Source organism: Amycolatopsis lexingtonensis, from assembly GCF_014873755.1.
GTDB classification, from domain to species: Bacteria; Actinomycetota; Actinomycetes; order Mycobacteriales; family Pseudonocardiaceae; genus Amycolatopsis; species Amycolatopsis lexingtonensis.
On sequence record NZ_JADBEG010000001.1, the window covers coordinates 2954037 to 2967974 of the forward strand.

At 74.4% G+C, this 13938-nt stretch carries 11 protein-coding genes; 9 read left to right on the top strand and 2 right to left on the bottom strand.

What is annotated here, in order from left to right; all coding sequences use genetic code 11:
• The first annotated feature begins 3 nt into the window (after positions 1–3).
• Both benC and H4696_RS13435 read left to right on the top strand, forming a co-directional pair.
• Positions 4–2457, top strand: a complete 2454-nt coding sequence (gene benC / locus H4696_RS13430) for a benzoate 1,2-dioxygenase electron transfer component BenC (RefSeq protein ID WP_086864800.1) — start codon at positions 4–6, stop codon at positions 2455–2457.
• Between the two features lie 17 nt (positions 2458–2474).
• Positions 2475–5132, top strand: coding sequence for a helix-turn-helix transcriptional regulator (locus H4696_RS13435; RefSeq protein WP_086864804.1), 2658 nt, complete (start codon positions 2475–2477; stop codon positions 5130–5132).
• 54 nt (positions 5133–5186) lie between these two features.
• Here the strand turns inward: H4696_RS13435 and H4696_RS13440 are convergent, their stop codons facing one another.
• Positions 5187–6050 (bottom strand): manganese catalase, encoded by an 864-nt coding sequence (locus tag H4696_RS13440; RefSeq protein WP_086864801.1) that lies wholly within the window; start codon positions 6048–6050, stop codon positions 5187–5189.
• 92 nt (positions 6051–6142) lie between these two features.
• Entirely contained in the window at positions 6143–7147 is a 1005-nt protein-coding gene (locus H4696_RS13445) for a Rieske (2Fe-2S) protein (RefSeq protein WP_086864802.1), read from the bottom strand.
• A gap of 153 nt (positions 7148–7300) precedes the next feature.
• On the opposite strand from H4696_RS13445, the gene H4696_RS13450 reads away from it, so the two are divergent.
• Genes H4696_RS13450 through H4696_RS13480 form a run of 7 tightly spaced genes read left to right on the top strand, consistent with a single transcriptional unit; the run spans position 7301 to position 13734 of the window.
• A complete protein-coding gene (locus H4696_RS13450; RefSeq protein ID WP_086864803.1) occupies positions 7301–8380 on the top strand; it encodes a polyprenyl synthetase family protein in 1080 nt (359 codons plus the stop codon).
• Positions 8377–9891, top strand: a complete 1515-nt coding sequence (crtI, locus tag H4696_RS13455) for a phytoene desaturase family protein (RefSeq protein ID WP_192782296.1) — start codon at positions 8377–8379, stop codon at positions 9889–9891. The genes H4696_RS13450 and crtI overlap by 4 nt, the downstream gene beginning before the upstream one ends.
• Complete coding sequence (locus H4696_RS13460; RefSeq protein ID WP_086864877.1) at positions 9888–10835, top strand: phytoene/squalene synthase family protein; 948 nt, start codon at positions 9888–9890, stop codon at positions 10833–10835. The genes crtI and H4696_RS13460 overlap by 4 nt, the downstream gene beginning before the upstream one ends.
• A gap of 1 nt (position 10836) precedes the next feature.
• Entirely contained in the window at positions 10837–11184 is a 348-nt protein-coding gene (locus H4696_RS13465; RefSeq protein ID WP_086864878.1) for a lycopene cyclase domain-containing protein, read from the top strand.
• On the top strand, positions 11184–11501 hold the full coding sequence (locus tag H4696_RS13470) for a lycopene cyclase domain-containing protein (RefSeq protein ID WP_086864879.1): 318 nt from the start codon (positions 11184–11186) through the stop codon (positions 11499–11501). Before H4696_RS13465 ends, H4696_RS13470 begins: the two co-directional genes overlap by 1 nt.
• Positions 11498–12214 (top strand): class I SAM-dependent methyltransferase, encoded by a 717-nt coding sequence (locus tag H4696_RS13475; RefSeq protein WP_086864880.1) that lies wholly within the window; start codon positions 11498–11500, stop codon positions 12212–12214. The genes H4696_RS13470 and H4696_RS13475 overlap by 4 nt, the downstream gene beginning before the upstream one ends.
• The gene (locus H4696_RS13480) at positions 12211–13734 is read left to right on the top strand and encodes an FAD-dependent oxidoreductase (protein ID WP_169735194.1); all 1524 of its coding nucleotides are present in this window, start codon (positions 12211–12213) and stop codon (positions 13732–13734) included. Before H4696_RS13475 ends, H4696_RS13480 begins: the two co-directional genes overlap by 4 nt.
• Positions 13735–13938 lie beyond the last annotated feature (204 nt).

Here is a 13938-nt window from a genome sequence, read left to right on the forward strand (position 1 = left end):
GTCATGACGCACCAAGTCGCACTGTCCTTCGAGGACGGTGTCACCCGGTTCATCACGTGCGCGCCGGACCAGACGGTCGCGGACGCGTCCTACCGCCAGCGCATCAACATCCCGCTGGACTGCCGCGACGGCGCCTGCGGCACGTGCAAGGCGTTCTGCGAGTCCGGCGAGTACGACGGCGGCACCTACATCGACGACGCGCTCACCGCCGACGAAGCCGGACGCGGGTACGTGCTGCCGTGCAGCATGAAACCCAAGTCGGACCTGGTCCTGCGGATCGCGAGCACGTCGGCGGTCGCCAAGACGCAGGCCGCCACCTACCCGGCGACGATCACCGCGCTCGACCGGCTCTCCCCCACGACCATGGCGGTCACCCTGGAGACGCCGGAGCGGGACAAGCTGGCTTTCCTGCCCGGCCAGTACGTCAACATCGCCGTGCCCGGCACCGGCGAATCCCGGTCGTACTCCTTCAGCAACGCCCCCGACGAGAAGCACCTGACGTTCCTGGTGAAGATCACGCCCGGCGGCGTGATGTCGGAATACCTGACCGGGCGGGCGAAAACCGGCGACGAGCTGACCTTCACCGGCCCGCACGGCAGCTTCTTCCTGCGGGAGACCGACCGCCCGGTGCTCCTGCTGGCCGGCGGCACCGGGCTCGCGCCGATCCTGTCGATCCTGCGCACCCTGCGGGCGGCCGGATCCACCCGGCCCGTCCACCTGATCTACGGCGTCAGCACCGACGACGACCTCGTCGAAGTCGAAACGCTCGAGGAGCTGGCCGCCCAGGTCGAGAACCTCACCTGGGACCACTGCGTGGCCGATCCGGGCAGCACCGCGCCCCACAAGGGGTACGTCACGACGCTCATCCGGGACGAGCACCTGCACGGCGGCGACGTCGCGGTCTACCTGTGCGGGCCGCCGCCGATGGTCGAGGCCGTCCGCGAGCACTTCAGCGGCGCCGGGTTCGAGCCGACCGGGTTCTACTACGAGAAGTTCGCCCTCGCCGCGACGCCGGTTCCCGAACCCGTCTCGGTGCCCGAGCCCGTCGTGGAGCAGCCGCCCGCGAGCCGCGGCCTGGGCGGGCAGGACCTGTTCCCGGCCGTCGCGGTCGACCCCCTGTGGGCGGGGACACCGCTCTCGGCCACCGCCGAGGCCGCCGTCGCCCGGACGATCGCGGGACAGGACGTGTTCCCGGCGCCGCCGTCGTCCGGCCACTACGAGATCGGCGAAGAACACCCGTCGGTGCACGAGTCGGACGCGGTGTTCGAAGCGCGTCAAGCCCTCGAACTGGGCGCGCTGGAACTCACCATCGGCCGGCTGGATTCCCGGCAGCTCGCCGGGTACCGGCTGCTCGCCGAGTCGGCGGTGCCCTATGTGGACGGTGACCGGTTCGTCGACGCCGCCGCCTACACCGAGGCCAACGCCGCGTTCCACGACTACCTGTTCACCCTCACCGGCAACGAGCACCTCCTGCAGGCCTACCGCGCGCTCGGCGTCAAGGGCCACATGGAGACCACGCTGCGGAACGCGACCTGGTGCCACCCGCGCTGCACGCAGGACCACCTCGACATCGTCACCGCCTTCGAAGCGGGCGACCGCGCCACGGCCCGCCGGCTGATCGCCGAACACGCCGGCCGTTCGAAGCTGACCACCCGCCGGGCGATGGCCACCGAGCCCGCGCGGCCGGCGTTCGTCACGCCTGGCCGGTTCGACGGCAGGGTCGTCGTCGTCACCGGCGCCGCCCAGGGCATCGGCGAGCGGACCGCACGTCGGATCGCGGCCGAAGGGGGCTCGGTCGTCCTGGCCGACCGCTCCGATCTGGTCCACGACGTCGCCGGCGAACTCGCGGGCGAGGCCGTGGTCGCCGACCTGGAGACCTGGGCGGGCGCGCAGGCCGTGGCCGAGGCGGCGCTCGCCCGGTTCGGGCGGATCGACGTGCTCGTCAACAACGTCGGCGGAGCCATCCGGTTCAAGCCGTTCACCGAGTTCTCCCCGGCGGAGATCGAAGCCGAGCTGCGCCGGTCGCTGCTGACCACGTTGTTCGCCTGCCGGGCCGCGCTGCCGTCGATGTCCGCGGGCGCGGTGATCGTCAACGTCTCCTCGGCCGCCACCCGCGGCATCCACCGGATTCCCTATTCCGCGGCCAAGGGCGGGGTCAACGCCCTCACCGCGTCGCTCGCCTTGGAGTACGCCGACGCGGGGATCCGGGTCGTCGCGGTCGCCCCCGGCGGCACCGAGGCACCCCCGCGGCGCGTCTCCCGCGGCGGCTCGGCGTTGGAAACCGACCAGGAACGGGCCTGGTTCCAGGCCCACATCGACCAGACGCTCGAGTCGTCGCTGCTCAAGCGATACGGCACGCTGGACGAGCAGGCCGCGGCGATCGCGTTCCTGGCCTCCGACGAGGCCTCCTACGTGACCGGGACGGTGCTGCCCGTAGCCGGGGGCGACCTCGGCTGAACCCGCGTGAGGTGGACGTGACACGACCGGCGCAGCCGCTGATCGGGCGAGCGGAGCTCGTGGCCGGGCTGGAGCAGGGCCTCCGGACCGGCCACAACCGCTTCGTGCTGCTGGCCGGGCCGCCCGGCAGCGGCACGTCGGCCATCGCCGCGCACCTCGCGCGCAGCCACCACGGCCCGACCCACCGCGCGACCGCGGCGGCGTGGGAGTCCCACTGTCCGTACGCCCTGCTCACGCAGGCGTTCCCCGGGCTCCCGACGTCCGAGCCGTTCCGCACCGCCGGGGAACTCGCCGCCCGGCTCGACCCCGGCACCCTGCTGGTCGTCGACGACGCCCACCTCGCCGACGAGGCCTCGCTGCAGACTCTGGCCTCCGCCCTGCGCCACCACCCGGACGCCCACCTGCGGATCATCGCCACCGCCACCACCGGCGACCCGCGGGCGAGTGCCGCGGCGCTCGACCTGCTGCCGCGCATCGCGACCGACCACCCCCGGATCCCGCCGCTGGACGCCGCGCAGATCAGCGAACTGGCCGCCGCCTACGGCATCGCGCTCCACCCTTCGATCGCCGAACGGCTGCTGCGCCACAGCCTCGGGCGGCCGAAGCCGGTGGTCGAGCTGCTCACCGAGCTGCCCAAGACGACCTGGACGCAGTTCGACCCCACGCTGCCCGCCCCGGCCACGGTCACCGCCCGCGTGCGGGACGCCCTCGCGGCGTGCTCGCCCCCGGCCCGGCGGTTCGCCGAGGCGGCCGCCGTCCTCGGCACCGATACCGCGGTGCAGGACGTCGTCGCGCTCGCCGGGCTCGACGCCGGCCCGCTGGAGCTGCTGGACGAAACCGCCGCCGCCGGCCTCGTCCGGCTGGCCCCGCGCGGGCTCACCAAGGTCGGCCCGCCCGACCCGACGGTGCGCGCGGCCGTCCTGACCGAACTCGGCCCGGCCCGGCGCGCCGTGCTGCAACGGCGGGCCGCGGAGCTGGTCACCGATCCGGTCCGGGCCCTGCGCCTGCTGGCGGCCGCCAGCCCGGTGCCCGACGCCGCCGTCGCCGTCCGGCTGGACGACCTGGCCCGCGAGCGGGCCGCCGAAGGTGCCTGGGGCACCGCGGCGACGTTGCTCAGCGACGCCGGCCGGCTCACCGACGACCCGCAGCTGCGGCAGGCCCGCATCACCCGCGCCGTCGACGCGCTGATCGGCGCGGGCGACGTGTTCCGGGCGGCGGCCCTGGTCCCGGAAGTGGAAAGCATCCGGGAAACCCCGCTGCGAGACGCCGTTCTCGGCTACCTGGCCGTGGTTCGCGGCCGCGCCACCGAGGCCGGCACCCGGCTCCGCCGCGCCTGGGACATCGTCAACCCCGAGCGCGATCCCGAGACCGCCGCGCTCATCTGCCAGCGCTACGTCCTCGACGCCCTCGCCCGCTACGACGGCCGCGACCTCGTCCGCTGGGCCGACCGCGCCATCGAGCTCGCCGGCGCCGACACCCCGCCGGCCGTCGAAGCCGCCGCCATCCGCGGCCTCGGCCTGGCCGCCACCGGCCGGGCTAAGCAGGCCCGGCGCGACTACGAGCAGCTCACCACGCGCCTGCGCCACGGTGCACAGGCGCAGCGCGCGACGATGGCGCGCGGCTGGCTCGGTCTGCTCACCGACCGGCTCGACGACGCCCGCGTCGACCTGGAAACCGCCGTGCCCACCAGCTACCTCGGCGGCTCCGCGCGGATTTCGCTGTGGGCCCGCGCGTGGCTGGCGCGCACGCAGTTCCTCACCGGCGAACTCGACGACGCCCTCGCCACCGTGCGCGAGGCCTCGGATCTGCAAGAACGGACCGGCATCCTGCTGACCGGCCCGCTGCTGTCGTGGACGGCCGCGGCGGTGCACGCGCTGCGCGGCGAGTGGGACGCCGCCGAGGCCCACCTCCTGCGCGGCGGCACCGGGGCGAGCGACTACCCGATCATGCGGATCCCGAGCCTGCTGGCGCGAGCGCACGTCGCCGAGGCCCGCGCCGACTCCGCCGGTGTGCTGCGCGCGCTCCACCCGTTCACCCGGCCGTCGCCGGAGTCCAGCGCCGACGAACCCGGCCACTGGCCCTGGCAGGACATGTACGCCCACGCCCTGATCCTGCTCGGCCGGCTCGATGAAGCCGGGGAATTCCTTGTCCCGCACGAAAAACTGGCCGCCAAGCGCGACCACGCGTCCGCGCGTGCCCGCCTCGCCGCGGCCCGCGGCCGCCTCCACGGCGTCCGGGGCGACGTCACCGGTGCGACCGCCTGTTTCGACGAAGCTCTCGAACTGATCAGCACCCTGCCCCTGCGTTACGACCAAGCCCGCGTCAACTTCGGGTACGGCCAGACCCTGCGCCGTCTCGGCCGCCGCGCCCGCGCCGACGTCGCGCTCACCGCCGCCCGCGACGGCTTCGCCGCGATGGGCGCGACGACGTACGTCGACCGCTGCGACCGCGAGCTGAAAGCCGGCGGCGTCCACCTCGCCCGGTCGGACTCGACACTGACGCCGCAGGAGGAAGCCGTCACCCGGCTCGTCGCACGGGGGATGTCGAACAAGGAGGTCGCCGCGGAACTGTTCCTGTCGAGCAAAACCGTCCAGTACCACCTGACCCGCGTCTACGCGAAGCTCGGTGTCCGCTCGCGGACGGAGCTGGCGGCCCACCACCGCACCGAGGACTGACCGAGCCGTCCGCCCGGACGGCGCGGGAATCCACGCCGTCCGGGAAGAACCGCGTCAGCTCAGCTTGTTCTTCGCCGACTTCGCCTTGCCCTTCACCTTGCCGACCGCGTCCATCGTCGGCGAATACGTGCCGTACAACGCCGGGTCGGGCCTCGGTGCGGTGCCCGGCCCGCCCAGGGGCTTCGGGTCGGTCAGGTACTCGATCCCGGCCTTGGTGGTCCAGCCGCCCTTCGGGCCGTCCGGTCCGTCGGACAGGCCCCAGATCGTGTTGTTGTGGGTCTGGTCTTCCTCGTCCAGCAACGCGTTCGGGGCGATCTCGCCCTCGAGGCCGTCGGCCTCCAGTTCCTCGATCGCCGCGAGCCACTGCTTCTGGTGCACGGTGTCGCGGGCGAGGTTGAACTGCAGCATCGCCTTCACGCCGGGGTCGTCGGTCATGTTGTACAACCGCGCGGTCTGCAGCCGCCCCTGCGCTTCGGCGGCGGCGTTGGCCCGGAAGTCCGCCAGCAGGTTGCCCGAGGCGATGATGTACTTGCCGTTCCACGGCGTGCCGTTGCTGTCCGCCGGCAGGGCGCCGCCACCGGCGACGATGGCCTGCTGCGGGTCCATGCCGCCGAGCACCGCCGCCATCACCGGATCCTTGACCGCTTCGGCGGTCGCGGTCGCGGGCGCGCCTTCCAGCAGCCGGGCGACCATGGTGGCGAGCATTTCGACGTGCCCGATCTCCTCGGTCGCGGTGTCCATGATCAGGTCCTTGTACTTGCCCTCGACGCGGCAGTTCCAGCCCTGGAACAGGTACTGCATGGTCACCGTCATCTCGCCGAACGCGCCGCCGATCAGCTCTTGGAGCTTGTGCGCGTACACCGGGTCCGGCTTCTCGGGCTTGGCCTCGAACTGCAGCAACTTCGTGTGACGAAACACGGGGACTCCTCCGTCTGCCTGGTGGATCCCGGCCGGAACCCGGCGGGATCGTCGGGGCTTTCCCCGCCGTCCGCCGGATAACCACGATCGGATCAGGCGCGCAGGGCGTACCGCCGCTCGGCGTAGGCGAGGTCGTCACGCCACAGCCGCGCCGCCGTGTGCCGCATGAGCGGGCGGATCGCCGGCGCCAGCTTGGCCGCGACGGCGAAGCCCGGCCGCTCCGACGCGGCGATCGTCGCCTCGATCACCGCGGTCCGGGGCCGCCCGTCCGCGCCGGGGCCGAGCGGCGTCGCGTGCGTCTCCACCACGCTGCCTTCGCCTTCGCCCTCGACGATGCGCATCACGACCGTGCGCGGCTCGGGACAGGCGAACTCGGCCACGACGGGCACTCCCCAGCGCCCGGTGATCCGGAACGTCACCTCGACGAGGAACCGGTCCTCCGCCTCGGGCACGTCGACGCCCTTCGGCGCCGAGAGCACCCGCAGGCGCGCGAAGGAGTAGGGGTGGAACCAGGCGCCGTGCCACGGGTCGAGCCGGTTCGCCACGACGTCCTCCGGTTCGCACACCCCGGTGAGCGTCGCGACGGCGTCGATGCGCGCGCCGTCCGGCCGGTCCGGGACCACCGGCCGGTCGGTGGGCTGCTCGCGCCCGGTCGCGTCGAGGCGGGCCCAGACGAGCACACCGTCGTCGTAGGCCGGGATCGGAGCCCAGCCACCGCGGCGGCCGCCGCCGAGGCGCAGCCCGTGCCACCGGCAGACCAGCTCCCCGCGGTCGAGCCGGGCGTCGGCGAGCGGGGCGCCCAGGTGCGGGCACGCGCCCGGCCCGGCGCGGACCTCGCCGTCGCGGTCGCGCCACGCGACGAGCTCGCGGCCGGCGACCGTCACGCCGAAGGGCCGGTCCGGCCGCACCGATCGGCTGGCCCCGAGGACGAACCAGTTCCCGGACGGGCGGGCCGACGCGCGTTTGCCCGCGGCCTCGATGAGCGCGGGCGCGCAGTCGCGGTAGGTCGGTTCCTGGCCGGCCCACCGCGGTTCGCGGAACGGCTGGACGGGCCACCGCCGCGGCCAGAGCCCGGTGATGCGCTGACTGACGTTCACCGCCCCATCGTGGCGGCCGCGCAACGAACGCGCACGACGGACCGTGGTGCCACTTTCGAGGGAACGCACGTTTAACCGCGCTTCACTAGGGTAAGGCTGAACGGACGCATCGCTTGCGCATCGAATGGTCCTGCGTCAACCGAAGGAGCCTGCATGACCGTGACGTCCGCCGCCGACGCGACCACGGCCTGGCTGGCCCACCTGCGCCGGAAGTGCGCCGACGACGTGCGGGAGTTCGTCGGCGACCGGGTGCGGGAGCACTTCACCGGCCGCGCCGCCACCCCGGCGGCCACCGCGCTGCCGGAGTTCGTGGCGGGCGGGAAGTTCCTGCGGCCGCTGTTCGCCTACACCGGCTGGTGCTGCGGCGCGCCGGACGACGAAGCCGCGCTGCGGGCCGCCTCCGCGCTCGAACTCCTGCACTGCTTCGCCCTTGCGCAGGACGACGTCATGGACGGCTCCGAACGCCGCCGCGGCCGTCCGGCGCTGCACGTGACGTTCGCGCGCTGGCACGCCGAAACGGGGCTCGGCGGCTCGGCCGCGCGGTTCGGCGAGTCGGCCGCGATCCTCGCCGGCGACCTGTTCCTCGTCTGGTCCGAGCAGCTGCTGCGCGGCAGCGGCCTGCCCGCCGGGACGCTCGCCCGCGGCTGGCCGGTGTACGACCACCTGCGCTCCGAGCTCGCCGTCGGTCAGCTCGGCGACCTGGTCAACGACGCTCGCGCGCTGCCCGCTTGGGGTGACGTCCTCGACGTCGTCCGCCGCAAGTCCGGCAACTACACCGTGCGCCGCCCGCTCGAGTTCGGCGCCGCGCTGGCCGGGTGCGACGAGCGCGTCCGCGCGGCGCTCGGCACGTACGGCGGCCTGGTCGGGGAAGCCTTCCAGTTCCGCGACGACCTGCTGGGGGTGTTCGGCGATCCGGCCGTCACCGGCAAGCCGGTCGGCGACGACCTGCGTGAGCGGAAGGCCTCCACGGTGGTCGTCCTCGCCGCCGAGCTGGCCGGCCCTCGGCAGCGCGCCGAGCTGGCCGACCTGCTGGCCCTCGACGTCGTCGACGCGGCCGCGGTCGAGCGCTGGCAGCGGCTGATCACCGCGACCGGCGCCCGCGACCAGCTGGAGAAGTTCGCCGACGAGCGGGTGCGCCACGCGCTCGAAGCGCTCGACCTGGCCGGGCTCCCCCAACGCCCCGCGGACGCGCTGACGACACTGGCGCTGCGCTGCACCGAGCGGGTCCGGTGAGGACGGTCACCGGCCGCACCGACCGCGTGGTGGTCGTCGGTGCGGGACTCGCCGGGCTCTCGGCCGCCCTGCACCTGGCCGGGCGCGGCCGCTCGGTCGTCGTCCTCGAACGCGACCCCGGACCCGGCGGCCGAGCCGGGCGGGTGGAGCGCGACGGCTACCGGCTCGACACCGGCCCGACCGTGCTGACCATGCCGGAGATCCTCGGCGACGCCTTCGCCGCGGTGGGCGCGGACCTGGCCGATCAGTTGCGGCTGCGGCGGCTCGAACCCGCCTACACCGCGCGGTTCGCCGACGGCTCGAGCCTGCCGGTGCACACCGACGGCGACCGGATGGCCGACGCCGTGCGGGACTTCGCCGGCCCGGCCGACGCCGCGGGCTACCGGCGGCTGCGCGACTGGCTGACCCGCCTCTACCGCACCGAGTTCGACCGGTTCGTCGCCGCCAACTTCGACTCGCCGCTCGGCCTGCTCACCCCGGCCCTCGCCCGGATCGTGGCGCTCGGCGGCTTCCGACGCCTCGACAACCGGATCGGGGCCTTCCTGACCGACGAGCGGCTCAAGCGCGTCTTCACCTTCCAGGCGCTGTACGCGGGAGAATCGCCGATGCGGGCGCTCGCGCTGTACGCGGTCATCGCCTACATGGACACCGTCGGCGGCGTGTACTTCCCCGACGGCGGCATGGCGGCCGTCCCGCGGGCCATGGCCCGGGCCGCGACGGAGGCCGGGATCGAGTTCCGCTTCGGCACTTCCGTGACGGCGCTCGAACGCCGCGGGACCCGGGTCACCGCGCTGCTCACCAGCGAAGGAGACCGGATCGAAGCCGACGCCGTCGTCCTGACCACCGAACCGCACGAAAGCCACCGGCTGCTCGGCCGCACCCCGCGCCGTCCCGTTCCGTTGCGCGCGGCGCCGTCCGCGCTCGTCCTGCACGCCGGCGGGCGCGCGGACCCGTCCCTCGGGCACCACACGATCTCCTTCGGGCACGGCTGGCGCTCGACGTTCCGCGAGCTGATCACCGAGGGACGGCGGATGAGCGACCCGTCCCTGCTGATCACCCGGCCCACCGCGACCGACCCGTCGCTGGCCCCGCCCGGCAGGGAGCTGTTCTCGATCCTCGCGCCGGTGCCGAACCTCGAGCGCGGGCCCCGCGACTGGGACGCCGAAGCCGGGCCCTACGCCGAAGAGATCCTCGCGCACGTCCGGTCCCGGCTGCTGCCCGGCTTCACCCCCGAAACGTCCTACGTGCTGAGCCCGGCGGACTGGGCCCGGCGCGGGCTGGTGGCCGGCACGCCGTTCAGCTATGCGCACTCATTTGTCCAAACCGGACCGTTCCGGCCCCGGAACCTGCCCCGTGGCAACGAAAACGTCGTGCTCGCCGGCGGCGGGACCGTGCCCGGGGTCGGCGTCCCGACCGTCCTGCTCTCCGGACGGCTGGCCGCCGACCGGATCACCGGAACCCGGCGCGCCGCGACCGCCGCCGCCGGCCTCGCCGCGGAAGGAGCCCGATGACGAGCCGTGAGCTCGACGCCGCCGGCATCACCGACCCCGGACTGCGCCAGGCCTACCGGCGCTGCCGGGAGGTCAACGCCCGGCACGGCCGGACCTACTTCCTCGCCACGCGCATGCTTTCCCCGGCCCAGCGCCCGGCCGTGCACGCGCTTTACGCGTTCGCGCGCCGCCTCGACGACCTCGTCGACGAGCCGGCGCCCGGCACCACCCCGGAGCGCATCGCCGCCACGCTGCACGATGTCGAACGGCGGTTCTTCGCCGCGCTCGCCGCCGGGCACAGCGACGACCCGCTGCTGACCGCGGTGCTCGACACCATCGGGCGCCACGGCATCGCCGAGGCGCACTTCCGCGCGTTCTTCGCGTCCATGCGCATGGACCTCACGGTCACCGGCTATCCGAACCGCGCCGCGCTCGACGAGTACGTGCACGGCTCGGCCGAGGTGATCGGGCTGCAGGTGCTGCCGGTGCTGGGCACCGTGGTCGCCCGTGCGGAGGCGGCCCCGCGCGCCGCCGCGCTCGGGAAGGCGTTCCAGCTGACCAACTTCCTGCGCGACGTCGCCGAAGACCTCGGTCGCGGCCGCGTCTACCTGCCCGAGGACGAACTCGCCGCGGACGGCGTCGACCGTGACCGGCTGCGGTGGTGCACCCGCGCCCGCCGAACGGATCCGGCGGTCCGCCGGGCGCTGGCCGTTCAGGTGGCCCGGACGCGCCGGATCTACGCCGAAGCCCGGCCCGGCATCGCGATGCTGCACCCGGCGTCCCGGCCGTGCGTGGCGACCGCGTTCGACCTCTACGGCGGCATCCTCGACCGCATCGAGGCCGCGGACTTCAACGTCTTCGGCGGCCGCGCCCGCGTCCCACGGCACCGCCGGGCGCTCGCGGCCGGCGGTGCGCTCGTCCGCGCGCAGTGGGCGCGTCGCCGCCACCCGGTGGCGGTGGCCTGAGGTGGGCAAGCTGGAGTACCTGCTGGTCCTGGCCGCCTGCGTAGTGGTGACGCTGCCGCTGGAACTGGCCGGGGCCCGCGTCTACCGGCGGCCGCGACGGCTGGCGCGAGCCGTGCTGCCCGTCGCGGCGGTGTTCCTGGTCTGGGACGCCATCGCCATCGCCGCCGGCGCCTGGGACTTCGACCCGGCGTTCGTCACCGGTGTCCGGCTGCCGCTGGGGATTCCGCTCGAAGAGGTGCTGTTCTTCGCCGTCGTCCCGATCTGCGGGCTGCTGACCTACGAAGCCGTGCAGCTGACCGGGCGGCTCGCCACGCGGCTGCTGCGCCGCCGGGAGCGGGTGCCGCGCTGATGCCTTGGGGCTACACGGTTCCCGCCGTCGCCGCCGTGCTCGTCGTGGTGGCCGCCGAGCTGCTCGTCCTGCGCACCGGCCTGCTGCGGCGCCCGGCCTACTGGGTCACGATGGCCATCGTGACCGCCTTCCAGGTCCCGGTCGACGGCTGGCTGACGAAGCTTTCCGCTCCCATCGTCCGGTACGCACCCGACGGCGTCACCGGGTGGCGGTTCCCGTGGGACATCCCGGTCGAAGACTTCCTCTTCGGCTACGCCATGGTCACCGCGGTCCTGCTGCTGTGGGAACGCGGCAAGTCGCGAGAGGACAGTGCATGAGCTCGTTGCCCCGCAACGGTTTGCCGCGCGCCGAGGTGCCGTCGGCGTTCGACGGGGGTGCCGCGGCCTACGACCGGCTCGTCGGCGCGAACCCGGGCTACCACCGCGACCTCCGGCTCTCCGCGCGCCGCCTGGAGCTGCCCGACGGCGGCGCGGGGCAGCACGTCCTCGACGCCGGCTGCGGCACCGGCGCGTCGACCGCCGCGCTGCTGCGGGCCGCCCCCGGGGCGCGGGTCACCGCGATCGACGCGTCCGCCGGGATGCTGGCGCGGGCGCGCGCGAAGCGGTGGCCGGCCGACGTCGAGTTCGTCCACACGCCCGTGGAGGAGCTGACGGCCGAGGAGCCCTTCGACGCGATCTTCGCCGCTTACCTGGTGCGGAACCTCGCCGATCCCGACGCCGGGCTGGCCGGGCTGTACCGCCTCCTGCGCCCGGGCGGCCGCATCGCGCTGCACGAGTACTCGGTGCGGGACTCGCGGCGCGCCCGCTGGGTGTGGAACGCGGTGTGCGGCGCCGTCGTGATCCCGCTGGGCCGGCTCGCCACCGGCGACGCGACGCTGTACCGGCACCTGCGCCGCAGTGTGCTCGCCTTCGACGGGCTCGCCGACCTGTGCGCGCGGCTCACGCGGGCCGGCTTCACCGACGTCCGCACCGGCACGATGCCCGGCTGGTCACGCGGGATCGTCCACACCGTCCTGGGTACGCGCCCGTGAGCCGCGACCGCCGCGCCGAGCTGCACCCCGCCCCCGGCGGCCTCCCCGACGCCGGAGCGCTCGGCCGTCGTCCCCGCACCGCCGTCGTCGGGGGCGGGATCGCCGGGCTCACCGCGGCGACCGGACTCGCCGAGCGCGGCGTCGAGGTCACGGTGTTCGAGCGCGAGCAGCACCTCGGCGGGCGGGCCGGCGGCTGGGCCGAGCGGCTGCCGGACGGCACCGCGGTCACCATGAGCCGCGGCTTCCACGCGTTCTTCCGCCAGTACTACAACCTCCGCGCGCTGCTCGCCCGCACCGACCCCGGCCTGCGGCGGCTCACGCCGGTGCCGGACTACCCGCTCATCGACGCGCTCGGCCGCACGGACACCTTCGCCGGGCTGCCGCGCACGCCGCCGTTGAACGCGCTGGCGTTCGCCCTGCGCAGCCCCACGTTCCGGGCGCGCGACCTGCTGCGCCTCGACGGACGGCGGGCGCTGCCCCTGGCCGGCGTCGGCGTCCCCCGCGTCTACGACCAGCTCGACCACGTCGACGCGGCGACGTTCCTGAGCGCGATCAACTTCCCGGCCGCGGCCCGGCACCTCGCGTTCGACGTGTTTTCGCGCAGCTTCTTCGCCGACCCCGGCGAGCTGTCCGCCGCCGAGCTGGCGACGATGTTCCACCTGTACTTCCTCGGCTCCGCCGAAGGCCTGCTCTTCGACGTGCCCACCGAGCCCTTCCCCCAGGCCCTCTGGAACCCGCTGGGCGACTACCTCACCGCGCGGCGCGCCGACATCCGCACCGGAGTGTCGGTCACCTCCATCGAGCTGCGCCCCGGCGGTTTCCTCGTCGACGGCGAGTTCTTCGACGCCGTCGTGCTCGCCTGCGACGTACCGGGACTGCGGCGCGTCGTGGCGGATTCGCCCGGCCTGGGCACCGCGGACTGGCGCGACGCGATCGCCCGGCTGCGCACGGCACCCCCGTTCGTCGTGCGGCGGCTGTGGCTCGACCGGCCCGTCGACGCCGCCCGGCCCGCGTTCCTCGGCACCGGCGGCCTGCGGCCGCTGGACAACATCAGCGTCCTCGACCGCTACGAGGGCGAGGCCCGCCGCTGGGCCGGCCGGCACGGCGGCTCGGTCGTCGAACTGCACGCCTACGCGGCCGGCGCGGACACCGCCCGCGTCTCGCACGACCTGGACGGGCTCCTGCACCAGCTCTACCCCGAGACCGCCGGTGCCAGGGTGCTCGGCTCGAGCACCCTCGTGCGCGAGGACTGCCCGCTGTTCCCGGTCGGCGGCTTCGCCCACCGGCCCGCCGTCGAGACGCCCCAGTCCGGCCTGCTCCTCGCCGGCGACGCGATCCGCGTCGACCTGCCGGTCGCCCTCATGGAACGCGCGGCGACCACCGGCTGGACCGCCGCGAACACCCTGCTGCGCGGGTGGGGCCTGGCCGGGCACCCGCTGCGCTCGGTGCCCAACCACGGCCGCATCGCGCTGTTCGACCGGCTCGCCGCCCGGACCGGGCGGCTGTCCGCGCACCGCTGATCAGCTGGCCAGGGCGGGCGCCGGGCCAGCCGGGCGATGCGCCCCAATGTGGCGTTCGGTGCGTTGGACGCACCGAACGCCACATTGGGTGCATCCGGGACCAGACCACCAGACCCAGCAACCACATCAATCACACCGCACGGGCCCAGCCAGCCGGTCGGACACAACTGCGCCGGAGCCCTGGCGTTCGCCCAATCCGCTGAG

Bases quoted from the DNA above. Each gene is read 5' to 3' on its own strand.
- H4696_RS13450 (WP_086864803.1), top strand. From the start codon at position 7,301: ATGACCGTGACGTCCGCCGCCGACGCGACCACGGCCTGGCTGGCCCAC.
- H4696_RS13475 (WP_086864880.1), top strand. From the start codon at position 11,498: ATGAGCTCGTTGCCCCGCAACGGTTTGCCGCGCGCCGAGGTGCCGTCG.
- H4696_RS13460 (WP_086864877.1), top strand. From the start codon at position 9,888: ATGACGAGCCGTGAGCTCGACGCCGCCGGCATCACCGACCCCGGACTG.
- benC (WP_086864800.1), top strand. From the start codon at position 4: ATGACGCACCAAGTCGCACTGTCCTTCGAGGACGGTGTCACCCGGTTC.
- H4696_RS13470 (WP_086864879.1), top strand. From the start codon at position 11,184: ATGCCTTGGGGCTACACGGTTCCCGCCGTCGCCGCCGTGCTCGTCGTG.